This is a genomic window from Geodermatophilus sp. SMS 5-13 (genome assembly GCF_059428245.1).
The window spans coordinates 3,300,693-3,325,555 of sequence record NZ_CP165729.1; the positions used below are offsets into that span (position 1 = coordinate 3,300,693).

Annotated in this window: 30 protein-coding genes; 18 read left to right on the forward strand and 12 right to left on the reverse strand. The window is 74.1% G+C overall.

Translation table 11 applies throughout. The features are described 5' to 3' along the window. Nucleotides 1-5: 5 nt before the first annotated feature. Together AB3388_RS15950 and AB3388_RS15955 are read right to left on the reverse strand one after the other, a co-directional pair. On the reverse strand, nucleotides 6-230 hold the full coding sequence (locus AB3388_RS15950; RefSeq protein WP_495406270.1) for a hypothetical protein: 225 nt from the start codon (nucleotides 228-230) through the stop codon (nucleotides 6-8). Between the two features lie 82 nt (nucleotides 231-312). Next, nucleotides 313-1,494: a cysteine--tRNA ligase gene (locus AB3388_RS15955; RefSeq protein ID WP_495406271.1), complete on the reverse strand. Its 1,182-nt coding sequence runs from the start codon at nucleotides 1,492-1,494 to the stop codon at nucleotides 313-315. 74 nt (nucleotides 1,495-1,568) lie between these two features. Between AB3388_RS15955 and AB3388_RS15960 the strand changes: the two genes are divergently transcribed. The 3 genes from AB3388_RS15960 (at nucleotide 1,569) to AB3388_RS15970 (ending at nucleotide 3,950) form a co-directional block, all read left to right on the forward strand. Further along, complete coding sequence (locus AB3388_RS15960; RefSeq protein WP_495406272.1) at nucleotides 1,569-2,360, forward strand: hypothetical protein; 792 nt, start codon at nucleotides 1,569-1,571, stop codon at nucleotides 2,358-2,360. 96 nt (nucleotides 2,361-2,456) lie between these two features. Next, a complete protein-coding gene (locus AB3388_RS15965) occupies nucleotides 2,457-3,215 on the forward strand; it encodes a hypothetical protein (protein ID WP_495406273.1) in 759 nt (252 codons plus the stop codon). A gap of 126 nt (nucleotides 3,216-3,341) precedes the next feature. Further along, nucleotides 3,342-3,950, forward strand: coding sequence for a hypothetical protein (locus AB3388_RS15970; protein WP_495406274.1), 609 nt, complete (start codon nucleotides 3,342-3,344; stop codon nucleotides 3,948-3,950). Here the strand turns inward: AB3388_RS15970 and AB3388_RS15975 are convergent, their stop codons facing one another. Genes AB3388_RS15975 through AB3388_RS15985 form a run of 3 tightly spaced genes read right to left on the reverse strand, consistent with a single transcriptional unit; the run spans nucleotide 3,951 to nucleotide 7,714 of the window. Beyond that, a complete protein-coding gene (locus AB3388_RS15975; RefSeq protein ID WP_495406276.1) occupies nucleotides 3,951-4,301 on the reverse strand; it encodes a hypothetical protein in 351 nt (116 codons plus the stop codon). Between the two features lie 8 nt (nucleotides 4,302-4,309). Beyond that, complete coding sequence (locus AB3388_RS15980; RefSeq protein WP_495406277.1) at nucleotides 4,310-5,980, reverse strand: CocE/NonD family hydrolase; 1,671 nt, start codon at nucleotides 5,978-5,980, stop codon at nucleotides 4,310-4,312. Nucleotides 5,981-6,034: 54 nt separating this feature from the next. After that, nucleotides 6,035-7,714: a CocE/NonD family hydrolase gene (locus AB3388_RS15985; protein ID WP_495406279.1), complete on the reverse strand. Its 1,680-nt coding sequence runs from the start codon at nucleotides 7,712-7,714 to the stop codon at nucleotides 6,035-6,037. A gap of 143 nt (nucleotides 7,715-7,857) precedes the next feature. Here AB3388_RS15985 and AB3388_RS15990 point away from each other — a divergent pair, with 143 nt between their 5' ends. From AB3388_RS15990 to AB3388_RS16010, 5 genes are read left to right on the forward strand one after another with little or no spacing between them, the layout of a single operon-like run. Then, entirely contained in the window at nucleotides 7,858-9,465 is a 1,608-nt protein-coding gene (locus AB3388_RS15990) for an acyl-CoA synthetase (RefSeq protein ID WP_495406280.1), read from the forward strand. Next, nucleotides 9,462-9,743 carry a hypothetical protein gene (locus AB3388_RS15995; protein WP_495406282.1) on the forward strand — a complete coding sequence of 94 codons (282 nt, stop codon included), beginning with the start codon at nucleotides 9,462-9,464 and terminating at the stop codon, nucleotides 9,741-9,743. Before AB3388_RS15990 ends, AB3388_RS15995 begins: the two co-directional genes overlap by 4 nt. Beyond that, nucleotides 9,740-10,033: an SH3-like domain-containing protein gene (locus AB3388_RS16000; RefSeq protein ID WP_495406283.1), complete on the forward strand. Its 294-nt coding sequence runs from the start codon at nucleotides 9,740-9,742 to the stop codon at nucleotides 10,031-10,033. The genes AB3388_RS15995 and AB3388_RS16000 overlap by 4 nt, the downstream gene beginning before the upstream one ends. Beyond that, nucleotides 10,030-10,620 carry a nitrile hydratase subunit alpha gene (locus AB3388_RS16005; protein WP_495406285.1) on the forward strand — a complete coding sequence of 197 codons (591 nt, stop codon included), beginning with the start codon at nucleotides 10,030-10,032 and terminating at the stop codon, nucleotides 10,618-10,620. Before AB3388_RS16000 ends, AB3388_RS16005 begins: the two co-directional genes overlap by 4 nt. 9 nt (nucleotides 10,621-10,629) lie before the next feature. After that, nucleotides 10,630-10,899: a YciI-like protein gene (locus tag AB3388_RS16010; protein ID WP_495406286.1), complete on the forward strand. Its 270-nt coding sequence runs from the start codon at nucleotides 10,630-10,632 to the stop codon at nucleotides 10,897-10,899. A 10-nt stretch (nucleotides 10,900-10,909) separates the two neighbouring features. Here the strand turns inward: AB3388_RS16010 and AB3388_RS16015 are convergent, their stop codons facing one another. Continuing rightward, complete coding sequence (locus AB3388_RS16015) at nucleotides 10,910-11,839, reverse strand: LysR family transcriptional regulator (RefSeq protein ID WP_495406288.1); 930 nt, start codon at nucleotides 11,837-11,839, stop codon at nucleotides 10,910-10,912. A 106-nt stretch (nucleotides 11,840-11,945) separates the two neighbouring features. Here AB3388_RS16015 and AB3388_RS16020 point away from each other — a divergent pair, with 106 nt between their 5' ends. The 6 genes from AB3388_RS16020 to AB3388_RS16045 are packed head-to-tail and all read left to right on the forward strand — an operon-like array spanning nucleotide 11,946 to nucleotide 17,930. Continuing rightward, nucleotides 11,946-12,950 carry a cyclase family protein gene (locus AB3388_RS16020; protein ID WP_495406290.1) on the forward strand — a complete coding sequence of 335 codons (1,005 nt, stop codon included), beginning with the start codon at nucleotides 11,946-11,948 and terminating at the stop codon, nucleotides 12,948-12,950. 16 nt (nucleotides 12,951-12,966) lie between these two features. Beyond that, nucleotides 12,967-14,097 carry an FAD-dependent oxidoreductase gene (locus tag AB3388_RS16025; protein ID WP_495406292.1) on the forward strand — a complete coding sequence of 377 codons (1,131 nt, stop codon included), beginning with the start codon at nucleotides 12,967-12,969 and terminating at the stop codon, nucleotides 14,095-14,097. A 10-nt stretch (nucleotides 14,098-14,107) separates the two neighbouring features. Further along, nucleotides 14,108-15,046: a VOC family protein gene (locus AB3388_RS16030; protein WP_495406293.1), complete on the forward strand. Its 939-nt coding sequence runs from the start codon at nucleotides 14,108-14,110 to the stop codon at nucleotides 15,044-15,046. A gap of 4 nt (nucleotides 15,047-15,050) precedes the next feature. After that, nucleotides 15,051-16,019 carry a fumarylacetoacetate hydrolase family protein gene (locus AB3388_RS16035; RefSeq protein WP_495406295.1) on the forward strand — a complete coding sequence of 323 codons (969 nt, stop codon included), beginning with the start codon at nucleotides 15,051-15,053 and terminating at the stop codon, nucleotides 16,017-16,019. Continuing rightward, nucleotides 16,016-16,732 carry an SDR family NAD(P)-dependent oxidoreductase gene (locus tag AB3388_RS16040; RefSeq protein WP_495406296.1) on the forward strand — a complete coding sequence of 239 codons (717 nt, stop codon included), beginning with the start codon at nucleotides 16,016-16,018 and terminating at the stop codon, nucleotides 16,730-16,732. The genes AB3388_RS16035 and AB3388_RS16040 overlap by 4 nt, the downstream gene beginning before the upstream one ends. 19 nt (nucleotides 16,733-16,751) lie before the next feature. Further along, nucleotides 16,752-17,930, forward strand: a complete 1,179-nt coding sequence (locus AB3388_RS16045) for an alpha/beta hydrolase family protein (protein WP_495406298.1) — start codon at nucleotides 16,752-16,754, stop codon at nucleotides 17,928-17,930. Between the two features lie 52 nt (nucleotides 17,931-17,982). Here AB3388_RS16045 and AB3388_RS16050 read toward each other — a convergent pair whose 3' ends face one another. The 4 genes from AB3388_RS16050 to AB3388_RS16065 form a co-directional block, all read right to left on the reverse strand. Next, complete coding sequence (locus AB3388_RS16050) at nucleotides 17,983-18,390, reverse strand: type II toxin-antitoxin system death-on-curing family toxin (protein WP_495406299.1); 408 nt, start codon at nucleotides 18,388-18,390, stop codon at nucleotides 17,983-17,985. Beyond that, nucleotides 18,387-18,584 carry a hypothetical protein gene (locus AB3388_RS16055; protein WP_495406300.1) on the reverse strand — a complete coding sequence of 66 codons (198 nt, stop codon included), beginning with the start codon at nucleotides 18,582-18,584 and terminating at the stop codon, nucleotides 18,387-18,389. The genes AB3388_RS16050 and AB3388_RS16055 overlap by 4 nt, the downstream gene beginning before the upstream one ends. 50 nt (nucleotides 18,585-18,634) lie before the next feature. After that, entirely contained in the window at nucleotides 18,635-19,132 is a 498-nt protein-coding gene (locus AB3388_RS16060) for a family 43 glycosylhydrolase (RefSeq protein WP_495406301.1), read from the reverse strand. Between the two features lie 76 nt (nucleotides 19,133-19,208). Next, complete coding sequence (locus AB3388_RS16065; protein WP_495406302.1) at nucleotides 19,209-19,448, reverse strand: hypothetical protein; 240 nt, start codon at nucleotides 19,446-19,448, stop codon at nucleotides 19,209-19,211. A 305-nt stretch (nucleotides 19,449-19,753) separates the two neighbouring features. Here AB3388_RS16065 and AB3388_RS16070 point away from each other — a divergent pair, with 305 nt between their 5' ends. The 4 genes from AB3388_RS16070 (at nucleotide 19,754) to AB3388_RS16085 (ending at nucleotide 23,352) form a co-directional block, all read left to right on the forward strand. Then, on the forward strand, nucleotides 19,754-20,008 hold the full coding sequence (locus tag AB3388_RS16070) for a hypothetical protein (protein ID WP_495406303.1): 255 nt from the start codon (nucleotides 19,754-19,756) through the stop codon (nucleotides 20,006-20,008). A 4-nt stretch (nucleotides 20,009-20,012) separates the two neighbouring features. After that, entirely contained in the window at nucleotides 20,013-20,504 is a 492-nt protein-coding gene (locus tag AB3388_RS16075; RefSeq protein WP_495406304.1) for a nuclear transport factor 2 family protein, read from the forward strand. 67 nt (nucleotides 20,505-20,571) lie between these two features. Next, nucleotides 20,572-21,159 carry a TetR/AcrR family transcriptional regulator gene (locus AB3388_RS16080; RefSeq protein ID WP_495406305.1) on the forward strand — a complete coding sequence of 196 codons (588 nt, stop codon included), beginning with the start codon at nucleotides 20,572-20,574 and terminating at the stop codon, nucleotides 21,157-21,159. A 6-nt stretch (nucleotides 21,160-21,165) separates the two neighbouring features. Next, complete coding sequence (locus AB3388_RS16085) at nucleotides 21,166-23,352, forward strand: MMPL family transporter (RefSeq protein WP_495406306.1); 2,187 nt, start codon at nucleotides 21,166-21,168, stop codon at nucleotides 23,350-23,352. 52 nt (nucleotides 23,353-23,404) lie between these two features. Here AB3388_RS16085 and AB3388_RS16090 read toward each other — a convergent pair whose 3' ends face one another. Together AB3388_RS16090 and AB3388_RS16095 are read right to left on the reverse strand one after the other, a co-directional pair. Next, nucleotides 23,405-24,556, reverse strand: coding sequence for an NAD(P)/FAD-dependent oxidoreductase (locus AB3388_RS16090; RefSeq protein ID WP_495406307.1), 1,152 nt, complete (start codon nucleotides 24,554-24,556; stop codon nucleotides 23,405-23,407). Beyond that, complete coding sequence (locus AB3388_RS16095) at nucleotides 24,537-24,782, reverse strand: hypothetical protein (RefSeq protein WP_495406308.1); 246 nt, start codon at nucleotides 24,780-24,782, stop codon at nucleotides 24,537-24,539. Before AB3388_RS16095 ends, AB3388_RS16090 begins: the two co-directional genes overlap by 20 nt. Nucleotides 24,783-24,863: the final 81 nt, after the last annotated feature.

Consider the following 24,863-nt stretch of genomic DNA (forward strand, 5'->3'; position numbering starts at 1 on the left):
CGCCGTCAGGGGGTGCCGGCCACCAGGAAGTCGTCGAGCCAGGTCCGGACGGCGTCCACCAGCGCGTCGGGGTTCGAGGCGACGGCCACGGTCACGTCGGTCGCGGCGCCGTCCGAGGTCTCGCTGGTGGTCAGGCGGGCCCGGAACCCGTCGGGGCCGTCCTCGAGCCACACGCGCACGAGCAGCGCGGCGCTGCGCGTCCCGGCTGGGCGCTGCGGGTCCACGATCACCGTCCATCCCCGTCGGCAGTGCGTCGGCCCATCGTCCGTGCTCACCGTGCGTGAGCGCGTCGCCCGGACGGGTGAACGTCGCTCAGCCCAGCGCGAGGACCCGGAGCAGCCACCGGGCGGCGGCGCCGCCCTCCTCCTCCGCGAGATCCAGGGCCCGGGGGACGTCGAGGTCGTCGAGCAGCGCGCCGAGGACGGCGGCGGAGCCTGCGTCGGTGCCGCCGCTGCGCGCCGCGGCGCCGTAGAGCCGCTCCAGCCGGCCGGCCGCCTCCGCGAGCAGCCGCGGCTCGAAGTCCCAGCCGGCGTCCCAGCGGCGGTCGAGCAGCAGCAGCCGGACGGCGGCCGGCGCGTGCTCGCGCAGCAGGTCCGCGACCAGGGTGAGGTTGCCGGTCGACTTGGCCATGGGGGCGCCGTCCTTGCGCACCTGGCCGACGTGCAGCCTGCGGCGGTCGAACGGCGCCACCGCGACCGCGGCCTCCACCATCGCGGCCTGGTAGGCGTGGTGCGGGAAGGCGAGGTCCGCGCCCCCGACGAGGACGTCGACCGACGGGCCCAGGGCGGCCGCCGCCATCGCCGCACACTCGGCGTGCCAGCCGGGACGCCCCCAGCCCCACGGGCTGGGCCAGGCCGGATCGGTCTCGCCGGACGGACGCCACACCGGCACGTCGAGCGGGTCCTCCTTGCGCGGGTCGGCCGGGTCCTCCCCGAACGCGGCGGCCAGCTCGAGCGCCCGGTCGCGGTCCAGCCCGGCCCGCTCGGGGACGCCCGCCCCGCGGAACCAGACCGCGCCGTCCCGCTCGTAGGCCGCCCCGCGGGCGAGCAGGGCCGCGGCCAGCTGCTGGACGTGCCCGACGTGGTGGCGGGCCCGCGGGGCGAGCGTCGGCCGGTGCACCCGTAGCGCGGCCATGTCCTGCTCGAACAGGTACTCGTTGCCGAGCGCGAACTCGTCGTAGTGCCGGCCGCGGGCACCGGCGGCCCGGGTCAGCACGTCGTCGACGTCGGTCACGTTGCGGGCGCTCACCACCTCGGCGCCGACCGCCCGCAGCACGGCGGCGAGGACGTCGGCCCACACGAACGTCGCGGCGTGCCCGAGGTGGGTGACGTCGTAGGGCGTGATGCCGCAGGTGTAGATCCGCGCCGTCCCCACCACCGGCAGGGGCGCGCCGGCCAGCCGGAGGTCGGCGCTGCGCACCGCCGCGTCGCCGGGCGCGCTCACCCGGCCCGCCGAGCCGAGGACACCGGACGAGGGCAGGGGATGCGCAGCCATGCCTCGCATCCTGCCCGCAGGCCGCACAGCCCTGGCACATGCCGGGGACAGCGACCTGGAGAAGGATGCGGACCATGCCGCCCTCGGAGGCCGGGCCGCCACCCGTCACGCCGCCGCGGTCCGGCCGGCTGCGCACCGAGGCGCTGGCGGTGGCCGAGGAGGCGATCGGCCGGGGACACCGGCCGGACCCCGTGCTGCCCGGTTCGGGCGGCCCGGCCGGCAACGCCCGGCTCACCGCCTGGACCGGCCTGGTGCTGCTCGTGCTGTTCGCGGCCGAGCTCGTCACGCTCGCCGACGTCCGCGGGCTGATCGACTGGCACGTCGCCCTCGGGGTGCTGCTGATCCCGCCGGCACTGCTGAAGACGGCCAGCACCGGCTGGCGGATCGTGCGCTACTACACCGGCTCGCGGCCCTACCGCGCGGCCGGGCCTCCGCCGCTGGGGCTGCGCATCCTGGGTCCGCTGGTGGTGGCCGCGACCCTCGCCCTGCTGGCCTCCGGCGTCCTGCTGATCCTGCTGGGCGAGCAGCGCAGCCGCTCGACCGTGGTCACCGTGCTCGGCCGGCGCGTGGACTGGGTGAGCGTCCACCAGGCGGCGTTCGTGGTGTTCGCGGTCGTCGGCGGCCTGCACCTGCTCGCCCGGATCGTGCCCGCGCTCGCCCTGACGTCGGCCCGCGTGCGCGAGCGCGTCGGCGCCCCGCCCGCGCGGGTTCCCGCCGGCGCCGTCCGGCTGGGCCTGCTGGCGGCCACGCTCGTGGTCGCCGGGGTCGCCGTCTGGCTGTTCCTCCCGCTCGTGGGCAGCTGGGACGACGACTCGCGCGCCGCGCACCACGGCCCTCCCCCGCCGGGCTTCTCCTCCGACCGCTGAGCGGGCAGTGTCGCCGTGCCGGGCCACCGGACAGGACCGTCCGGAAAGGGACATCCGGCCCTGGCCGGTGCCGCCCGGCGAGTCGGAGAATGGGCCATGACCGCCGCGGCCGAGCCCCCGTCGCTGTTGCTGCACACCGTCGAGAACCTCGCGGAGTTCCACCGCGAGCACGAGAAGTTCTACGCCGCCGCTCCCCGGGAGCAGGCGATCGAGCTGCAGCGGCACGCGCGCACGCTGCACGCGCTGGCCGACCGCTGGTCGCGGCCGAAGCCGCTGCACTCCCCGTCCCGCAACCCGTACGAGGGCGCCGAGGACCTCAACGACCGCACCGCCGTCGAGCTCGACGGGGTGCTGTTCCTCGAGGGGCAGGGCGTGCCGCCGGAGCTCGAGCACATCCAGCGCGAGATCCGGATCCGGGGCGAGGAGACGCTGGCCACCGGGGACTGGATGGCCGCGGCGATGCAGACGTCCTGGGACGCCGCCCTGGCGCTGCTCGACATCGCGCCGCTGGCCGACCTGATCGGCGAGCGGCACCGGATCATCGCCAACGACTGGCAGGCCGCGGGGCTCAACACCGTCGTCGGGCGGCTGCTGCAGCGAGCGGCGGACATCCTCGACCGAATGGACCTCACCCCCGCCTCGGTGCGGGCCGATCTGGCCGGGGCGGCGCGGTTCCCGCACCTGCTGCACTGCACCGCCGAGCTGATCGACCGGGCGGCGGACCTGCTCAGCGAGTCCGCCGGCCTGGTTCACGAGAACGAGCGGCCGTGGCGGATCTTCCACGACCGGGTCGCCGCGCTGCTGGCCGACATGCCGCCGGCGTCCGACGCGGCGCCGCAGGCCGACGCCTCGTAGCGCCGCGGCGGCCGGCCTCCGGGCCCGCCACGATGGGCGGCGTCCACCTGGCGGAAGCCGCGCTCGCGCCGTCCCGCCGCCCGTGCTGGGCTGGGCGGGACAGCGCCGTCGCCCGGGAGGTCCGCCGTGAACCGTTTCGAGAAGGCCGTCTCCGAGTGCATGCGGCCCACCGCCGAGCTGCTGGACCGCACCACCGATCCGCTGCACCGCGCGATCCTGCTCAACTGGTGGCGGCACGTGCACCTGGAGGGCGCCGGCGAGTTCGACAAGATCGTCGCGCCGGACATGATGGTCGACCACCCCGTCTACCGGGTCACCTGGGGCGCCAACCCGGCGGTGATCGAGGGCAAGGACGGTGTTCTCGCGTTCTACAACTCCGTCGGTGAGGCCGTCCTCTGGCACTCCGACGACCGGTTGGCGGTCGGCGACTGGGGCGTCGCGGACGAGATCACCTTCCACCAGCTCGCCCGCGGCGCGGACCTGCAGGCCATCGGCTACGACGTGGGGACACCGGAGGGGCTCTTCCACGTGTCCAGCCGCCAGGCCTTCATCTGGCCCTACGACGAGCGCGCGCGGCTGGCCGGCGAGCACCTCTACGAGGACAAGACCAGCCTGCAGATCGAGGAGGTCGACCCGTCCGAGGCGATCACCCCGGCCCGCGTGCGGGAGATCCACCGCGAGCAGCTCGCCGCGCTGGAGGCAGAGCTCGGCGAGAACTTCTGGGTGCTGGCGTAGTCAGCCGCGCTTCGCGTCCAGCCGGTCGAGCAGCTCGGCGGCCGCCTTCTCGATCGCGTCGTGGTCGTTCTGGCTCGCCCGCTGCTTGGCGTGGATCAGCGCCGCCCGGTTGACCCTCCGGAAGTCGCCGTAGGGGAAGGCGTAGCGGCCCTTCGTCTCCTCGTTCGCCTCCGGGTCGACGGCCAGGTGCCAGCGGGCGAACTCCGCCCAGCCCTTCTTCCCGAGCACCTCGTTGGCCTGCTCGGTGGACGGCGCGGCCTCCGACCACTCGGTGCTGTCGTCGTACCTGCCGGCGTCGATCAGCTTCCGCGCCTGGGTGACGGCGGCCTTGTTGACGTCGTAGCTGGGCATGGCCGCCCCTAGCCGCTCGTCACCGGCAGCAACAGCCGCGAGACGCCGCCGGCGCCGTGCGCGATCGTGCGGTGCGAGGGCTTCATCGCGCTGCCGGTGGCCGGGTGCTCGCCGGTGCCGAGGTTGCGCGCCCAGTGCGGGTGCGAGCCGCCGGACACCTGCAGCCGCAGCCGGGTGCCGGGGGCGAAGCGGTGCGCGCACGCGTCCAGCTCCAGCCGGACCACGCCGGCGCCGGCGGCCGGGTCGAGGCGGCGGAAGACCTCGCTGACGTTGCGCGAGCGGCCCTTCATGTCGACCTCGCACAGCCGCACGAACAGGTCGGCGTGCGGGTTGTCGGACGTGTGCGCCAGCTCGACGACCGGAGAGCCGACCACCTCCAGCGGCTGGAGCAGCACCGGGCCGGTGAAGGTGAGGACGTCGGCCCGCGCCTCGAGCTCCTTCTGGTCGCGGTAGCCGCCGCCCTCCAGCAGCCGCCCGCCGACGCTCGGGGTGGGATCGGCGGGGTCGTAGGTGAACGTCGACGGCGCGGTGTCCGCCGGCGGCTCGTCGTCGCCCAGGCCGCCGCCCGGCTGCAGGTGCAGCGCCCGCTCGGTGGTCGCCGGCGGCCACGACGGCAGGTACCGCCACTCGCCCACCCCGGTGACGTGCAGGTGCACCGGGGCGGGGCGCTGCCGGGTGCCGGTGCCGGCCAGGTGCTCGGCCAGCCAGTCGAGGGTCTCCCGCGTGGTCAGGGCCGCCCCCTTGGTCATCAGCTCGTTGTGCGTCCACGGCCCGACCGTGAGCGCCACGTCGACCCCGCGCTGGTGCAGGCGCTCGTACTGGGCGAGGGTCTGCTCGAGGAAGAGGTCCTGCCAGCCGCCGAACAGCAGCACCGGGACCTGCACCCGCTCCAGGGCGGCGTCGAGCCGCATCGGCGCCCAGAACGGGTCGGCGCCCTCGGAGATCGAGACCCAGTGGCGGTACCAGGGCGCGCCCCCGGCCAGCAGCCGCTCGCCGGCCTCGACCAGCGGGACGCCGGCGAGCGCCGGCCGCAGCCGCCGGGCGGCCAGTGCCTGGCGCGCCAGGATCCGGACGGGGCCGCCCTCCTCCTGGTGGGCCACCATGTTGCTCCAGCCGAGGAAGTCGTTGAGCTTGAACGAGCCGTCGCCGTGCACGTTCTCGTGGAAGTCGTGCGGGCCCACCATGACCAGCGCGGCGGCCAGCTCGGGCGGCGGGTCGGTCATCAGCGCCCACTGGGTGAAGCCGAGGTAGGACAGCCCGACGGTGGCGAACCGGCCGCCGAACCACGGCTGTTCGCGCAGCCACGCGACGGTGTCGGCGCCGTCGTCCACCTCGCGCCGCATCGGCTCGAAGACGTCGCCGGAGCCGAAGGTCCCGCGCACGCTCTGCAGGACGACGTGGTAGCCGCGCTCGGCGTAGATGCGGGCGAACAGCAGCGGGAACGGGCCGCCGCGGCCGTAGGGGCCGCGCACCAGCAGCGTGCCGAGCGCCGGGCCGGTGGGCGCGTAGTGGTCGGCGAGCAGCTCGACGCCGTCGCGCATCGGCACCCGCAGCGCGCGGCGCACGGTGTAGTCCCCCGTCGCCGTCGGCAGCTTGAGGAGGCGGCCGAGCGCGCGGTCGATCGTGCGACCGGGGCGGGTGCGCGGCTGGACGTCGGTCGGGACGGGCTGCTGGCTCACGCTCACTCCCGCATCGTGCGTGGTCCCCTGTGCCCCCGTCCAGCACGGCGGTCGCTACTTCCCCGCCACCGGCAGCAGCAGCCGCGAGGTCCCGCCGGCGCCGTGCGCGATCGTGCGGCGCGACGGCCGCAGCGTGCGCCCGGTGGCCGGGTCCTCGCCGGTGCCGAGGTTGCGCGCCCAGTGCGGGTGCGAGCCGCCGGAGACCTGCAGGCGCAGCCGGGTGCCCGCGCGGAAGCGGTGCGCGCACGCGTCCAGCTCCAGCCGGACCGCCCCGGCGCCGGCGGCCGGGTCGAGGCGGCGGAAGACCTCGCTGACGTTGCGGGAACGGCCCTTCGCGTCGACCTCGCACAGCCGCACGAACAGGTCGGCGTGCGGGTTGTCGCTCGCGTGCGCCAGCTCGACGACCGGAGAGCCCACGACGTCCAGCGGCCGGGTCAGCACCGGGCCGGTGAAGAGGAGGACGTCGTCCCGCGCCTCCAGCCTCGCGTTGTCCCGGTAGCCGCCGTCGGAGGAGAGCAGCCGGCCGCCGAGGGTCGGCGTGGGGTCCGCCGGGTCGTAGGCGAAGGTCGACGGCGCGGCGTCCGGGGCCGGCGGGTCGTCGCCGAGAACGCCCCCGGGCTGCAGGTGCAGGACGCGCTCGGAGGCCGCCGGGGGCCACGACGGCAGATCGCGCCACTCCCGCGCGCCGGTGACGAACAGGTGGACCGGGGTCGGCCGGCGCCGGGTGCCGGTGCCCGCGAGGTGCTCGGCCAGCCAGTCCAGGCTCTCGGTCGTCACCAGGCGGGCGCCCCTCGTGAGCAGCTCCGAGTGGGTCCACGGCCCGACGGTGAGGGCGACGTCGACCCCGCGGTGCCGCAGGTGCTCGTACTGCTGCAGGGTCTGCTCCAGGAACACGTCCTGCCACCCGCCGATGAGCAGCAGCGGCACCTGCACCCGGTCGAGCGCGGGGCCCAGCCGGGTGCGCGCCCAGCCCGGGTACGCGGCGGGGTCCGGGTTCGAGACCCAGTCGCGGTACCAGGGCGCGCCGCCCGCGAGCGCCCTCTCCCCCGCCTCCAGCAGCGGCAGCTCGTGCAGGCCGGGCCGCAGCCGGCGGGCGGTCAACTGGTGCCGGACCAGGCCGCTGACGAGGTTGCCCTCCTCCTGGTGGGCCAGCATGTCGCACCAGCCGAGGAAGTCGTTGAGCTTGAACGACCCGGTGCCGTACAGGCTCTCGTGGAAGTCGTGCGGCCCGACCATCACCAGGGCGGTGGCCAGCTCGGGGGGCGGGTCCATCATCAGCGCCCACTGGGTGAAGCCGAGGTAGGACAGCCCGACGGTGGCGAACCGGCCGCCGAACCACGGCTGCTCGCGCAGCCACGCGACCGTGTCGGCGCCGTCGTCCATCTCGTGGAGCATGGGCGCGAAGACGCCTCCGGAGCCGAACGTCCCGCGGACGCTCTGCAGCACGACGTGGTACCCGCGCTCGACATAGAGCCGGGCGAACAGCAGCGGGTAGGGACCCGACCGGCCGTAGGGCCCCCGCACCAGCAGCGTGCCGAGCGAGCGCCCGGTAGGCGCGTAGTGGTCGGCGAGCAGCTCGACCCCGTCGCGCATCGGCACCCGGACCGCGCGCCGGACGGTGTACTCACCGGTCACCGGCGGCAGCCTGAGCAGCCGGCTGAGCCCGCGATCGGCCAGGCGGGCGCCTCGCGCGCGCCGACCGCGGCCGGTGGCCGGCTCCTTCGCCGTCGTCATCGACGTCCTCCCTCTGCTCGGGCGGATCGACGCGTCGACAAGTGCACGTGTCCCCCTGTCGACCCGTCGTCGTCCGGCGGGGAGGATTCGCCCCGGAGCGCACGAGGGACGAACCGGAAAGGGCCGATGCCGCCATGGAACCGATGTTCAGCACCGCCACGACGGCCGCGATCGACCGCGCCCGGCAGCACGCCCTCGGCGACCTGCTGCACCGCACCGCGCGCCGCCACCCCGACAAGCTCGCCGTCGTCGCCGGGGACCTGCGGGTGACCTACGCCGAGTTCGACGCCGCCGTGAACCGGGCGGCGCACGCCCTCGCCGACCGCGGGCTGGCCAAGGGCGACCGGCTGGCCCTGCTGTCGCACAACTGCTGGCAGTTCGCCGTCCTGGCGTTCGCCACGGCCAAGGTCGGCGTCGTCCTCGTGCCGATCAACTTCATGCTCGGCCCCGACGAGATCGCCTTCATCCTCGAGCACTCCGGGGCGCGCGGGATCGTGGCCGAGGACGCCCTCGTCCCGACGGCGGAGAAGGCCCTGGCGTCCGCGGGCGTCGAGGGCGGGCTGCGCGGCTGGATCGGGCTGTCCGGCGCGGCGCCGTCCGCCGGCTGGGAGGACGTCGACCCGTGGTGGCGCGACGGCGACGAGAGCGCCCCGGACGTCGACGTCGCCGACGACGACCCGCTGCGGCTGATGTACACCTCGGGCACCGAGTCGCGGCCCAAGGGCGTGATGCTCTCCAGCCGCTCGCTGATCAGCCAGTACGTCAGCTGCATCGTCGACGGCGGGATGGGCCCGGACGACGTCGAGGTGCACGCGCTGCCGATGTACCACTGCGCGCAGCTGGACTGCTTCTTCTCCGTCGACGTCTACCTGGGCGCGACCAGCATCATCCTGCCCGCGCCGGACCCCGCGGCGCTGCTCGCGACCATCGCGCGGGAGAAGGTCACCAAGCTGTTCTGCCCGCCGACGGTGTGGATCTCGCTGCTGCGCCACCCCGACTTCGACACCACCGACCTCTCCAGCCTGCGCAAGGGCTACTACGGCGCCTCGCCCATGCCGGTGGAGGTGCTCCGCGAGCTGCAGCGCCGGCTGCCCGACGTGCAGCTGTGGAACTTCTACGGCCAGACGGAGATGTCTCCGCTGGCCACGATCCTGCGGCCGCACGAGCAGCTGGAGCGGGCCGGTTCGGCGGGGCGGGCCGCGCTGAACGTGGAGACCCGGCTGGTCGACGACGACGGCAACCCGGTGGCGCCCGGGGAGATCGGCGAGATCGTGCACCGCAGCCCGCACGCGGCCCTGGGCTACTACGCGAACGAGGAGAAGACCGCCGAGGCCTTCCGCGACGGCTGGTTCCACTCCGGCGACCTCGGGATCATGACCGAGGACGGCTACCTCTCGGTGGTCGACCGCAAGAAGGACATGATCAAGACCGGCGGGGAGAACGTGGCCAGCCGGGAGGTCGAGGAGGCGATCTACGAGCTCGACGGCGTCGCGGAGGTCGCCGTCTTCGGGATCAGCCACCCGTACTGGGTCGAGGCGGTGACCGCGGTCGTCGTCCGCAAGCCGGGGGCGGCGGTGAGCGTCGAGGACGTGCACGCCCACGCCAAGTCCCGGCTGGCCGGCTACAAGCGGCCGAAGTACGTCGTCCTCGCCGACGGGCTGCCGAAGAACCCGAGCGGCAAGATCCTCAAGCGCGAGCTGCGCGACGTGCACGCCGGCCTGGCCGCGGACGAGGCGGACGACCGGCCGTGAGCCGGATCAACGACGTCGGCGGCCTGCAGGGCTTCCCCGCCGTCGTCGAGGACCCCGACGAGCCGCCGTTCCATGCCGACTGGGAGGCGCACGTCTTCGCGCTCAACGGCGCGCTGCTGCGGCGCGGCGTCTACAACCTCGACGAGTTCCGCGACGCGATCGAGCGGATGCCGCCGGAGGCCTACCTCGCCGCCTCCTACTACGAGCGGTGGCTGCACGCGATCACCACGCTGCTGGCCGAGAAGGGCGTGGCGACGGCGGAGGAGCTGGCCGGATGACCGACCGCTTCTGCCCCGGCGACCTGGTGCGCACGCGCAGCCTCGACCCGGCCGGGCACACCCGGTTGCCGCGCTACGCCCGCGGCGCGATCGGCGAGGTCGTGCAGGTGGCCGGGCACCACCCGCTCGCCGACGAGCGCGCCCGCGGCCGCAGCGGTCCGCCGCAGGCGGTCTACCACGTGCGGTTCCCCGCGGCGGAGCTGTTCGGCGAGGGCGACCACGCCGTCACCGTGGAGCTCTGGGAGAGCTACCTGGAACCGGTCGAACGGCACGGGAGGGGACGGCCATGAGCGGCAAGCACAGCAGCGCACCCGTCGCGGCGCGGGTCCGGCACGTCGAGGCGCTGCTCGAGGAGCGCGGGCTGCTCGACACCGGCGAGGTCGATCAGCGGATCGAGGCATTCCTGGCCGGCGGATCGCCGCTGAACGGTGCGCGGATCGTGGCCCGCGCGTGGACCGACACCGGCTTCGGTGAGCGGCTGCTCGCCGACGCCAACACCGCGATCGGCGAGCTGGGGCTGTCGATGGGCGGCGGCCTGCAGGAGCAGCGGCTCAAGGCGGTCGTGAACACCGACGACGAGCACAACGTCGTCGTCTGCACGCTCTGCTCCTGCTACCCGATCGCGCTGCTGGGGCCCTCGCCGAGCTGGTACAAGAGCGAGGCCTACCGCTCGCGCGTGGTCCGCGACCCCCGCGGCGTGCTGCGCGAGTTCGGCCTGGAGCTGCCGGCGGCCACGCGGATCACCGTGTGGGACGCCAGCGCGGAGTCGCGGTACCTGGTGGTCCCGCGCCGTCCGGAGGGAACGGACGGGATGGCCGAGGACCAGCTGGCCGGGCTGGTCTCCCGCAACGGCCTCATCGGCACGGCTGCGGTCTGAGGAGCGGACATGCACCTGGTCCTGGAGTACGCCCTGGTCGACGACTACCTGGAGCGCCGGACGGCGCTGCGCGAGGAGCACCTCGGCCTCGCCAAGGACGCCCACGCGCGCGGTGAGCTGCTGCTCGCCGGTGCCTTGCCCGATCCGTACGACCGGGCCCTGCTGATCTGGACGGCGCCGCGCGAGGTCGTCGAGCGCTTCGTCGAGCAGGACCCGTACGTGAAGAACGGCCTGGTCAAGGAGTGGACGATCCGCGACTGGAACGTCGTCATCGGCTGATCGACAGCGGTTATACCTCTGCGGTCGCCGGCCCCGTGACCTGTCCCGCCGCCCGGCTGACCAGGTCCCGCAGATAGGCGTGCTCCGGGTCGTCGTCGAACACCGGGTGCCACCACATGGCCTCGACGAGGTGGCCGACCTCGACCGGTGGAGGCAGCGCCCGGACACCGAGCTTGAGCGGGAGCAGGTCGAACAGCCGGCGCTGCAGAAGAGCGATGCGGTCGCTGCCGGCCACCAGAGCCGGGACGGTCAGGAAGTTCTCGGTGATCACCTGGACGCGCGGTTCGATGCCCCGCATCCGGATGTGCCGCTCGGCCGGCGTCGCCGCCGTCGGCCCGTGGAAGGTGACCACCCACGGGAGGGTCTCCAGGTGCTCGACGGTGAGCCCCTCGTCGACGACGGGGTTGTCCGCGGACACGATGCAAACCCACTCGTCCCGGTACAGGTCCCGGTAGGACAGGCCGGTGACGAAGCCGTGCGGCAGCACCAGCAGATCGGTGGTGAGCATGAGCTGATCGGCCCGGTCGACCACCGACGCGGTGTTGGCCGTGAGCCGCAACCGGGCATGCGGCGCCTCCGCAGCGAGCAGTTCCGCGACGGTGTCGCCCAGGACGGCGACCCAGTAGTCGCTGACCACGAAGGTGAACTCCCGCGTCGAGGAGGCGGGGTCGAACTCAGGCTGCGCGGTGAACACCCGCTCGACCCCGGACAGCGCGATCCGGGTCAGCTCCTTGAGCTGCACCGCCAGCGGCGTGAGCCGGTACTCGTTGCCGACCCGGGTGAGCAGCTCGTCGCCGAAGTGCCGGCGCAGCCGGGCCAGGGACGCCGACAGCGCCGGCTGGGACAGCCCCATCTGCGCCGCCGCCCGCGTCACGCTGCGCTGCTGGAGCAGGGCGTCGAGCGAGACGAGCAGGTTGAGATCCAGGCTCGCCAGGTTCACGACGCCACCGTATCGACGGCGCTGATGTCCGGCATCACACATCTCGTCTTCCCAACCCTTTCGGGCTGACCGACCGTGGTGCGCGTCGCTTCAGAGAGGACCCGACGTGCCCGACCGCATCACTCCCGCTGATCTCGACCGCTCGGACCCGGAGGGCGCGATCGCGGCGGCCGCCAAGCGCTGCTCCAACTGGGGCCGCTGGGGCGAGGACGACGTGCTCGGCACGCTGAACTTCCTCGACGAGGCCAAGCGCCTCGAGGGCGCCCGGCTGGTCCGCCGCGGCGCGAGCTTCTCGCTGTCGCTGCGCTTCGACATGGACGGCCCGCAGAAGGGCTGGCGCCGCCGCACCAACCCGGTGCACACCATGCTGGACACCGGCACCGACGCCGAGCGCGGCGTCCAGGGCTTCCCGCACGGTATCGGCGGCGCCGACGACGTCATCGCGATGCCGCTGCAGGCCTCCACCCAGTGGGACGGCCTCGGCCACATCTTCGACCACGGCATGGCCTGGAACGGCCGCCGCGCGGGCGACGTCGTCACCAGCGACGGCGACAAGGTCACCGGCATCGAGACCACCGCCGCGCTCTTCGCCGGCCGCGGCGTGCTGCTCGACGTCGGCCGCGCAATCGGCAACGACGGCGAGCTGCCCGACGGCTTCGCGATCACCACCGAGCACCTGCTCGCGACCATCGAGGCGCAGGGCGAGTCGGCCCGCGTCGGCCGCGGCGACCTCCTGCTGGTGCGCACCGGCCGGCTCACCCGCGCCCGCCGCGACATCGCCGAGGGCCGCGGCTGGGGCGACTACGCGGGCGGCGCCGCCCCCGGCCTGTCGTTCACCACCGCCGACTGGCTGCACGGCACCGAGATCGCCGGCATCGCCACCGACACCTGGGGCTTCGAGGTGCGGCCCAACGAGTTCGACGTCGCCTTCCAGCCGCTGCACCAGGTCGCCATCCCGAACATCGGCCTGTTCATCGGCGAGATGTGGGACCTCGACGCCCTCGCCGCCGACTGCGCGGCCGACGGCGTGTGGGACTTCTTCCTCACCGCCGCCCCCCTGCCCGTGACCGGCGCCGTCGGCGCCCCGGTCAACCCGATCGCCGTCAAGTGACGACCGAGGAGATCCCGTGCCCGCAGTGAACAGCGCCCTCGTCGTCGGCGCCGGCCTCGCCGGCGCCGGTACCGCCATCCACCTGGCGACGGCCGGGGTGGCCGTCGACATGGTCGAGATCAAGCCCGAGGTCGCCGCCCTCGGCTCCGGCATCACGCTGCAGGGCAACGCGCTGCGCGAGCTGCGCTCCCTCGGCGTGTGGGAGCAGGTGCAGGCGGCGGGCTACGCCTTCGACGTCACCGGCATCCGCGCCCCCGACCCGGCGGGCACCGTCGTCGCCGAGATCCCCGACGCGCAGACCGGCGGCCCCGATCTGCCCGCCGTCATGGGCATGCCGCGCCCCGAGCTGGCGAGGATCCTGGCAGACCGGGCCACCGAGGTCGGCGTCAAGCTGCACCTCGGCACCACCGTCACCGAGCTGACCCAGGACGAGGACGGCGTCGACGTCACCTTCTCCGACGGCTCCACCGGTCGCTACGACCTCGTGATCGGCGCCGACGGCGTCCGCTCGTGGACCCGCCGCGCGCTCGGCATCGACCTGGAGACGACGTCGGTCGGCATGGGCATCTGGCGCGCCTTCGGGCCGCGGCCGGCCGGCGTGACCCGCACCGACCTCTACTACGGCGGACCGTCCTACATCGCCGGCTACTGCCCCACCGGCGAGGACAGCCTCTACGCCTACATCGTCGAGGACGCACAGGACCGCAGCGGCCTCTCCCCCGAGGAGCAGCTCGCCACGATGAAGCAGCTCTCGCGGGCCTATCACGGCCCGTGGGACGAGATCCGCGAGACGCTCACGGACCCGGCCCGCGTCAACTACACCTGGTTCGAGACGCACGTCCTCGACGTCCCCTGGAACCGCGGTCGCGTCGTCCTGATCGGGGACGCCGCGCACACCTGCCCGCCCACCATCGCCCAGGGCGGCGCCATGGCCCTGGAGGACGCCGTCGTCCTCGCCGAGCTGCTGACCCAGCGGGACGCCCTCGACCAGGACCTCTGGGACGCCTTCCACACCCGCCGTTACGAGCGCGCCAAGACCGTCGTCGACGCGTCCAACCAGGTCGCGCAGTGGCAGCTCGAGCACGTGCAGGGCGACGTCCCCGGCCTCATCCGCTCGATCGCCATGCTCACCAGCCAGCCCGCATAGGAAGACCACGATGACCCAGCGACTGATCACCCATCTGCGGCACGTCGACCTGGCGGTGCCCGACTACCAGTCCCAGCTCGACTTCTACACCAACGCCTGGGGGCTGAAGGCCGAGCACGGCGACTCCGGCCTCACCTTCCTCGCCGCGGAGGGCTCCCCGGAGCAGTACGTCGTCCGGCTGCGGCAGGCGGCCGACAAGCGGATCGACCTGATCTCCTTCGGCGCGGCGAGCGCGGCCGACGTCGACACCCTCGCCGGGCAGCTGGCCGCCGACGGCGTCCAGCTGATCGCCGAGCCCGGCGACCTGCAGACCCCGGGCGGCGGCTACGGCTTCCGGTTCTTCGACAACGAGGGCCGCACCGTCGAGATCAGCTCCGACGTCGCCGTGCGGCAGCACCGGCCGATCGAGGAGGGCGAGTCGATCCCGGTCCGCCTCTCGCACGTGGTCATCAACTCCGCCGACCCGGAAGGCACCAAGGCCTTCTACGAGAAGCACCTGGCCTTCGCCCTGTCGGACACGCTGATGCACCCCCGCATGGGCAACATGATGTGGTTCATGCGGATCAACTCCTGGCACCACAGCATGGCCATCGCGCGGGGCCCGCACCCGTCGCTGCACCACGCGTCGTTCGAGATGCGCGGCATCGACGAGTACATGCGCGGCACCGGCCGGCTGCTGCGCGCCGGCGTGGAGAAGATCTGGGGCCCGGGCCGGCACCTGGCCGGCAACAACACCTTCAGCTACTTCCTCGACCCGTCGGGCAACACGATGGAGTACACGACGGAGCTGGAGCAGATCGACGAGGACACCTGGCACCCGCACCTCTACGACTTCACCCAGCCCGAGGTCTCCGACCAGTGGGGCACGGCGAACGCGATGAACGAGTTCGTCGCGCAGAAGTCGTTCAACGACCCCGACAAGGGTCTGTTCGTCGCTCCCCCGGTCTGAGCCGATGCGCTTCGCCACCTGGGAGGACGGCGGGATCGTCACCGCCGGCGTCGTCGGCGAGCACGGGCTGCACGCCCTGCCCGCCGACGTCACCGTGCTCGACCTCGTGCGGGCCGGGCTGCCGGCCGCGCTCGAGGCCGGCACCACGGCGCTGTCGGCGCCGCCGGTCCCGATCGACGCCGTCCGGCTGCTGCCGCCGCTGCACCCCCCGACGGTCCGTGACTTCGTCGCGTTCGAGGAGCACGTCGAGGGCGTGCGCAAGGCCATCGACGGGGTCGCCGGCGTCGTGGAGCAGTGGTACGAGGCGCCGACGTTCTACTTCACCAACCCCTACGCGCTGATCGGCGCGCACGACGACGTCGCCGTCCCGCCGGGGTCGCAGCGCTTCGACTTCGAGCTCGAGGTCGCCGTCGTCGTCGGCACGGACGGCGCCTCGCTGTCGCCGGAGCGGGCCCGGGACGCGATCTTCGGCTACACGATCCTCAACGACTGGTCCGCCCGCGACCTGCAGTCCCGGGAGATGAAGGTCAACCTCGGCCCGGCCAAGGGCAAGGACTCGGCGACGACCCTCGGCCCCTGGCTGGTCACCGCCGACGAGCTCGAGCCCTACCGGGACGCCGACGGCTTCCTGGCCCTCGACATGCGGGTGTCGGTGAACGGCGTCGAGATCGGCCAGGACCTGCTGTCCAACATGGGCTGGCCGTTCGAGGAGCTGATCTCCTACGCCTCCCGCGGCACGTGGGTGCGCGCCGGGGACGTGCTCGGCTCGGGCACCTGTGGCAACGGCGGCTGCCTCGCCGAGCTGTGGGGCACCCGCGGCGACGCGGCGCCGCCGCCGCTGCGGCCGGGCGACGTCGTCGAGATGACCGTCGAGGGCATCGGCACGATCCGCAATCGCGTCGTGGAGGGCGTCGAGCTGCCGCCGGTGCGGGCCGCTCGTCCCCGGCCGCGGGCCCGCACGCGCGCGTCATGAGCCGCGCCGGGGGGAAGGTCGTGTTCGTCACCGGCGCCGGCCAGGGGCAGGGCGCGGCGGAGGCACGGCTGCTCGCCGCCGAGGGCGCGACGGTCGTCGCCGTCGACCCGAAGCCGGGGCCGGCCGAGGAGCTGCCGGGTGTGGAGTACCGGCAGCTCGACGTCACCGACGCGGCCGGGTGGACGGCGCTCGCCGACGACCTGCGCCGCCGGCACGGCGTCGTCCACGGGCTGGTCGCCAACGCCGGTATCACCTGGCGGGCGCGGCTGGCCGAGCTGCAGCCCGACGACCTGTTCCGGATGCAGCAGGTCAACGTCACCGGTACAAGGACCCTCCTGGCCCCCACCGCTCGCAGGCTCGCGTCGGGCCCCTGCAGGAGGGCCATCGAATCGGCGTCGAAGTGGGCGCTGCGCGGCCTGGCGAAGGTGGCCTGCACCGAGCTCGGCCCGCGCGGGATCCGGGTCAACACCGTGCACCCCGGCTACATCGAGACGCCGATGACCGCCTCGGTGGCGCCGGCGTTCCGCGACGCCGACGTCGCCGAGGCCCCGCTCGGCCGCACCGGCACCGTCGACGAGGTGGCGCCGTTGGTGCTCTTCCTCGTCAGCGACGAGTCCTCCTTCATCACCCGCGCCGAGATCCCGGTCGACGGCGGCCTGACCGCGCACGGCGGCGTCAAGTCGATCAGCGACGCCGTCCGCGCCGCTTCCTGAACCACCGAGAGGAACCGCAGTGTTCGAGTACTTCCCCACCGGCCCGTACACGTACAACCTGTCCGTCGTCGCCACGCTGAACTCCGGCGGGCTGATCGACGAGGTCGACCGCGCCTGCCGGCCGATCAGGGAGGCGGCCGCGGGCGGAGAGGACGCCGGCACGCCCGCGTTCCTGGCCGCCTGGACGACGCTGACCGACCAGCTGGTCGGCCAGGCCGAGGAGGCGGCGAAGGCCGGGCACACCCGCACCGCCGGGCAGCTGTACTTCCGGGCGTCGAACTACCTCGCGCAGGCCGAACGGATGCTGGCCCACTCCGACCCCAACCGGATCCCGACCTACAAGCGGCTGCTCGAGCTGGCGCAGAAGGCGTTCGACACCCACAGCCCGTCGGTGTCCCGGGTCGCGATCCCCTACGAGGGGACGACGCTGCCGGCCTACTTCAGCGCCGCACCGGCCACCGCGGACGGTCCCGCGCCGGTGATCATCCTGGTCAACGGCCTGGACTCGACCAAGGAGCACATGTACTCCTCCAACCACTGGGAGGAGCTGGCCGCCCGCGGCATCTCGTGCCTGATGCTCGACCAGCCCGGCACCGGCGAGGCGCTGCGGCTGCAGGGGCTGCCCGCGCGCATCGACACCGAGGTCTGGGCCGGCGCGGCGGTGGACTGGCTGGAGACGCGTTCCGACGTCGACGCGGCCCGGATCGGCATCGTCGGCTGGTCGCTGGGCGGCTACTACTCCCCGCGCGCCGCGGCGTTCGAGAAGCGCCTCGCGCTGTGCGTGGCCTGGGGCGCCAACCACAACTGGGGCGCCGTGCAGCGCCGCCGCAAGGAGCGCGAGGGCGAGCGCCCCGTCCCCCACTACTGGGAGCACGTGCTCTGGGTCTGGGGCAAGGACGGCGACGAGCACCACCTCGACGCGTTCCTCGACTTCGCCGACGACGTCCACCTCGACGGCGTCGTGGAGAAGATCACCGTGCCGTTCCTCATCGCGCACGGCGCGAACGACCGGCAGATCCCGCTGGACTACGCGCACCGCTCCTACGAGCAGGCGGTCAACTCCCCCAAGCGCGAGCTGCGGGTGTTCACGCCGGAGGAGGGCGCGACCGAGCACATCGGCCTGGACCACCTGCCCTACGTCAGCACCTTCATCGCCGACTGGGTGGCCGACACATTCGCCGAGCTGAAGCGCTCCTGAGACGGGCGCCGCGCCCGGCGAGCTCGAGCCCCGGGCGCGGCGCCGTCAGACCTCAGCGTCCCGAACCGCTGATGTCGACGAGGCGCTGGCGGAGGATGTCGGCCAGTTCCGGCACGTCGATTTCGCCGGCGGAGACGCCGACGACGAGCGCCTCGGCTTCGTCCACCGTGAAGGCGAGATCGCGATCGTTCAGCAGGCAGAACACGCGGGTGGCTGCCCACGCCAGACGCTTGTTGCCGTCCACGAGCGCGTGGGTGCGGGCCAGCGAGTGCATGAGCGCCGCCGCCCGATCAGCGAACCCGGGATAGGCGTCCCGGCCGAACGCGGTCGCGCGCGGACGAGCCGCGGCGGAGGCCAGTAGCCCGAGATCTCGCACCTGCGCCGATTCGACGACGCCGGCGGCGATTTCGAGCAGGTCCTCCAGGGTGAGGTGGTCGATCCGGTCCTCGGACGAGCTCACTTTGCTAGGCGGGAGAGGAGTTCGGCGTCCTCAGTGCGCACCCGGTCGATCGCTGCGCGCAGCCGCCGCGGCCGATCGGACACATACTCGGCGATGGCCGTCCGCGCGACCTCCTGCATCGAGCGGCCCTCTTCCTCGGCCTTGCGCCGCAGGGCCTCGGTTTCCGCGTCTGTAAGCCGGAGGTTCATCGCCACACGCTGATGGTACCGCTGTGGTACCGCATCTGTGCATGGCAACGCCGTACTCAGGCGCCGGCGGGCCAGGCCTCCAGCAGCAGTCCCACCGGGTCAGGAACGTCGCCAGGTCCCTCCTCCGGGCTGAAGCCGGACCAGGTGAGGTAGCAGGTGCCGTCGTCGTCCCAGGCGAGGTCGGGATCGATGCCGGGAGCGTCCGGGAAGCGGACCGGCTCGGACCAGGGACCGGCCGGGTCCTCGGCGGTGACGAGGAGGTGCCCGCCGCCGTCGGTCATGTTGGTCGTGATCATCCAGAAGCGGCCGTCGTGGTGGCGCCGCGTCGGCGCGAAGATCCCGCCCGACGGCTCGGCGCCCGTGACGGACAGCTGCGACGGCCGGTCCAGGACGCTGCCGATCTGCTCCCAGGACCGCAGGTCGGTCGAGCGGAGGATCGGCACGCCGGGCGCGTACTCGAAGCTGCTGGTGACGAGGTAGTAGGTGTCACCCACCCGGCAGATGCTCGGATCGGGGTGGAAGCCGGGGATCACCGGCCGCGTCGGCAACTGCACTGCTCGTCGTCCACTCCGCCGGATAGGCTCGTCCGCGGCACACGTCAACGGCCGCACCGCCTGTCTACCGGACCGGTCAGTGGCCGCCCGCACCTCCCCGGAAGAGCTGCAGGCGCACCGGGCCGGTGACCCCGCAGCGGTGCAGCGGCGCGTCCGGCGAGTAGAGGCCCGCGACCGGGGCGAAGATCTCGCCGATCGGGGACGCCGCCTCGGCGATCAGCCGGTTCATCCACGCGTTGGCCACGTCGATCCGGATCGTGTTGCGCCCGGGCCGCAGCGCACCCGTGACGTCGAGCCGCCACGGTTCGGTCCACACGACGCCGACGTCGACGACGACGGCGGTCGCGTCGAGCAGCTCGTCGTCCGAGTCGAACTCCGCGTACGTCCCGATCCCGGCGAACCCCGGTGGCGTCCGGCCCCAGCTCGGTCCACGGACGCGGGCCGTCCGGCGGCACCGACCGCAATGCGGCGGCCCTCTGGTCCGCGCGCGGTCGGCCGTCGTAACCTGCCTCCGTGGCGATCCGGCAGATTCCCCGCGGGCCCGCCGGCGCCTGACTCTCCGCCGGCGGGTCCGAGGCACGGCCTCGAGAGCGATCCCCTCCCGATCCGCCGAGGAATCCGATGTCCCCCGCCAAGGTGCACGTCACCGTGACCGACCTGCCCGCCGTCCAGCGGGTGCTGACCCTCCTGACCGGCCGCGCCTACGCGGTCACCCGCTTCGAGGCCGAGGAGGCCGGCGCCGGCCGCTGGCGGCTGTCGGTCGACACCCTGGTCGACGCCGACGGCGCCGAGCTGCTGGAGGCGCGGCTGCTGCGCTTCCCGAGCGTGCTGGCCGTCGACGTCCGCCGGAGCCCCGCGCTCGCCGCCGTGAGCTGACGGCGTGCCCGACCTCGCCGATCCGCGGACGGCGGACGACTCGTCCGCGGCCTGGCTCGCGCTGATCACCCGGTACTACGACGGCTGCAGCGCCGGCGACGTCGACCTGATGCTGACCACGCTGCACCCCGACGTCGTCCACTGGTTCCTCGCCCCGAATCCCGGGTCGAAGGCCGTGGAGGGCGCCGAGCACCTGGCCCGCTACTGGCGCACGGTGGCGGCCCAGCGGCAGGCACGCTGGGTGGTCGAGAGCATCTGCGCCACGCGCGAGCAGGCGGTCATCGAGTGGACGATGTGGTGGCTGCCCGACGGCGCGACCGAGCGCGTCGCCACCCGCGGCACGGAGTGGTTCACCAGCGCGGACGGGCTGATCCGCGAGATCCGCTCCTACCACCAGCTAGGCCCGGAGACGTCCGAGCTCGACGGCTTCCCCTACGCCGAGCGCGGCTGGTCGGTGCCGGGCGCCGAGCACAGCGCGGTCCATCCGCGGCTGTGAGCGACGGCACCGACCATTTCGGTCGGTAAGCCTACCGGACCAGTCGGCCGGGTCGTAGCCTGGCGCCGTGGCCCGACCGTTCCGGCAGCAGATCGACGAAGGCATCGTCGACCGCGCGGCGGCGCTGTTCGCCCGCCGCGGCTTCGCCAAGACCTCCGTGCAGGACGTCGCCGACGCCGTCGGCCTGTCCAAGGCCGGCCTGCTGCACCACTTCCCGAGCAAGGACGCACTGCACGATGCGGTGCTCGCGCAGGCCGGCGCGCTGGGGCAGCGGGTCCTCGACCCCGTGCAGGACCTGCCGCCGGGCGCCACCCGCGACCGGCGCGCCCTCGAGGTGATGGTCGACGTCGCGCTGGCGCACCCCGGGCTGGTCGCGCTGCTGCTGGCGCCGGTCCTGCAGGGCGGTTCGCCGGCGCCGGACCCGGCGGCCGCCGCGGCACTCCGGGCGTTCGGCGTCGACCCCGAAGCGGAACCGTCGGAGCGCAGCGTCCGCGTCGTCGGCGCCCTCGGCGCGCTCGCCGTCCTCACCCTCGCGGCCAACTCCCAGAACCGGACCACCGAGTGGCGGACGTCGATCGTCGCCACCTGCTTCGACGCGCTCGGCCACCGCCGTCCCGTCGCCGCTCTTCCCGACCCCGACCAGGTGGAGGCCTGATCCCCCATGGCTGTGCTGTTGTCCCGACTCGGCGCCTTCGCCTACCGGCGCCGCGTCCCCGTGCTGCTCGTGTGGCTGGTCGTCCTCGTCGGGGGCGGCGTCGGCGCGGTCACCCTGGCCGGGGAGACGTCGAACGCCTTCTCCATCCCCGGGCAGGAGTCCACGACCGCGCTCGAGCGGATCAAGGCGGAGTTCGGTGCCGGCGGCGGCGCCAGCGCCCGGGTCGTGGTCCAGGCCCCGGACGGCGCCACGCTGACCACGCCCGAGAACGCCGCGGTCATGCAGCGACTGGTCACCACGCTGGGCGGGCTCCCCGGCGTCGTGTCGGCCACCAACCCGCTGGACCCGGCCGCCCCCACGGTCAACGCCGACCAGACCACCGGCTACAGCACGGTGACCTACGGCGTCGGGCCCGGCGAGGTGACGCCTGCGGAGCAGGACGCGCTGCTGGCCGCCGTCGACGACGCGCGCGACAGCGGGCTCACCGTCGAGGTCGGCGGCGAGGCGGTGCAGGCGCCGCCGCACGTCGGCGGGATCACCGAGGCGCTCGGCGTCGTGGTCGCCCTGATCGTCCTCGCCCTCACCTACGGCTCGCTCGCCGTCGCCGGCATGAACCTGCTCACCGCCGTCGTCGGCGTGGGCATCGGCGTCCTCGGCGTCACCATCGCCACCGGCTTCATCGACCTGTCGTCGACCACCCCGACCCTCGCGGCGATGCTCGGCCTGGCCGTCGGCATCGACTACGCGCTGTTCATCGTCACCCGCCACCGGCAGGAACTGCGGCACGGCGCCGACGTCCCCACCGCCATCGCCACCGCCGTCGGCACGGCCGGCTCGGCGGTGGTCACCGCGGGCCTGACCGTGGTCATCGCCCTGGCCGGCCTGTTCGTCGTCGGCATCCCGTTCCTCACCCAGATGGGCCTCGCCGCGGCGGCGACCATCGTCGTCGCCGTCCTGGTCGCGCTCACCCTGGTCCCGGCCGCGCTCGGCTTCCTCGGCCTGCGCGCGCTGCCGAAGAAGCACCGCGCGGACCCGGCCCACGCGCCCGGCCGCCACGCGCACGCGGCCGAGGGGCGCGGCTTCCTCGCCGGCTGGGTCGCCACGGTCACCCGGCGCCGCGTCGTGTCGCTGCTGCTGGCCGTGGTGGCCCTCGGCACCCTCTCGATCCCGTTCTTCTCGATGCAGACCACGCTGGTCCAGAGCGCGCCCGAGGGGTCCACCCAGGCCCGCGCCCATGAGCTGCTGGCGACCGGCTTCGGTGAGGGCTTCAACGGGCCGATCACCATCCTGTTCGAGGGGGACGGCGCCGCCGAGGCCGCGGCGGGGCTGTCCGGGACGATCACCGGCCTGGACGACGTCGCCCTCGTCACCCCGCCGATCCCGAACGCCGACGACACCGCGGCCCTGCTCACCGTCATCCCGAAGTCCGGGCCGACCGACCCCGCGACCGAGCGGCTGGTGGCGGACCTGCGGACCGAGCTCGCCGGCCTCGACGGGGTGCAGGCCGCGGTCACCGGCCAGACGGCGGTCAGCGTCGACGTCGCGCAGGCCCTCGACGAGGCGCTGCCGGTCTACCTGGCCCTGGTCGTCGGCCTGGCGCTGGTGCTGCTGGTGCTGGTCTTCCGGTCGCTGCTCGTCCCGCTGGTCGGCGTCCTGGGCTTCCTGCTCACCGTCGGCGCCTCGCTCGGCGCCACGGTCGCCGTGTTCCAGTGGGGCTGGCTGGCCGACGTGGTCAACCTCGAGGGGGCCGGCCCGCTGATCAGCCTCACGCCGATCCTGGTCATCGGGATCCTGTTCGGGCTGGCGATGGACTACCAGATCTTCCTGGTGTCCCGGATGCACGAGGCGCACAGCCACGGCGCCGCACCGGTCGAGGCGATCCGCACCGGCTTCCGCCAGGCCGCCCCGGTCGTCGTCGCGGCCGCGCTGATCATGTTCTCGGTGTTCGCGGGCTTCGTGCCGGCCGGCGAGGCCACGGTCAAGTCGATCGCCTTCGCCCTGGCGATGGGCATCCTGTTCGACGCCTTCGTCGTCCGCATGGTGATCGTGCCGGCGGCGCTGGCGCTGCTCGGCCGGGCCGCCTGGTGGCTGCCCCGCGGGCTGCGCTGGCTGCCCACGCTCGACGTCGAGGGCGCCGGGCTGGAGAAGGCGTCGCACCCCGCCGCGGAGCGGGAGCCGGTCGCCGTCCGCTGACGCTGCCGACCGCACGGCCCGCCTTCCCCTGGGAGGCGGGCCGTGCGCCGTCTCAGGCCAGGGCGAAGCGGCCGGGCCGGAAGGGCTCGAGCAGCGCGCTCGGGCGGCCGCCGAGGACCTCCTCGGCGAGCAGTTCGCCCGCGACCAGCCCGAGCGTCGCCCCGCTGTGGGTGAAGGCGACGAAGCACCCGGCGATGCCGGGCAGCGCACCTAGGACCGGCTCGCCGTCGCCGGGGATCGGCTTGGGTCCGACGCCGAGGGACTCCGTCGTCAGGGCGGGGTTGCCCTCGAGGACCGCCGACGCCTCGCGGAGCAGGCCCTCGATCGTGGCCTCGCCGACGTCGTAGGTGCCGTCGTCCCGGCGGCGGACCTCCCGCTCGGACCACGCCGCGTCCAGGACCAGCGTGTCGCCGGGCGCCGGGCGGAGGGACACCCGCGGGGTGTTGAGGACGGCGCGCAGCCGCGTCCGCACGGGCGCCGTGCGGACCAGCAGCGCGTGCGTCGTCGCGCCGGGGATCGCCGTCCCGAGCCCGGCGACGGTGCGCGGCACGTCCGGCCCGGTGGCGAGGACGGCGGCGTCGACCGGCAGCAGTTCGCCCGCGCCGGTGCGCACACCGGTCACGGCGCCGTCGCGCACCACGACCTCGCAGCGTCCCGCTCCGGTGCGCACCTGCCCGCCGCCGGCGGTGAGGTCGGCGGCCAGCGCGTCGATCAGCGACGGCAGGTCGACCCACCCCTCGTCCGGCGTGAGCAGGGCGCCCTCGTCCGGGATCGCGGCCGGGTCGACGCCGGGCGTCCGGTGCTGCACCGCGTCGCCGGCGAGCCACTCCGCCCGGTACCCCACCCGCCGCAGGTGCTCGTACGTCGCGTGCAGCTCCTCGGCCCCGCCGGCCGCCGACCAGGCGAGGGCGCCGTCGAAGGCGAGGGCGACGGACCGGCCGCGGGCGGCGAACGTGCGGTAGCGGTCCAGCCCGAGCAGCCGCAGCCGGTGGTAGGCGGGCGAATACCGGCCCGAGGAGTTCAGCCAGGACAGCGAGCGACCGGAGGCGCCGCTGGCGAGACCGGCCTCGGTGAGCAGGGTGACCCGCGCGCCCCGCGCGGCCAGGTGCGCGGCCGTGGAGACACCGAGGACGCCCCCGCCGACCACGGCGACGCGGGGACCCCGGCGGGTGCCCGCGGCGGCGTCAGCCGTCGCCGCCGCCACCCCGGTCGTCCCCGCCCTCGCGTCCCCCGTGCCGACCGCCGTCGTCCCCCGACCCGTTCCCGCCCCCGCCCCCGCCGTCGTCCCCGGACTCGTCCTCCTGCTCGATCTGCTGCTGGCCGCCGCCGCCGTCGTCGGAGGACCCACCGCACGCGACGGCGGTGAAGGCGGATGCGGCGACCGCGATCCCCGCCGCCGCGGTCCGCAACCTGGCACGACCGTGCGTCATGGGACCTCCTCGGCTCGGCGACGTCCCGGACGCCCGCACAGGTGCCCGGCGCGGCGACCCGGCACACCCGGCCGATCAGCC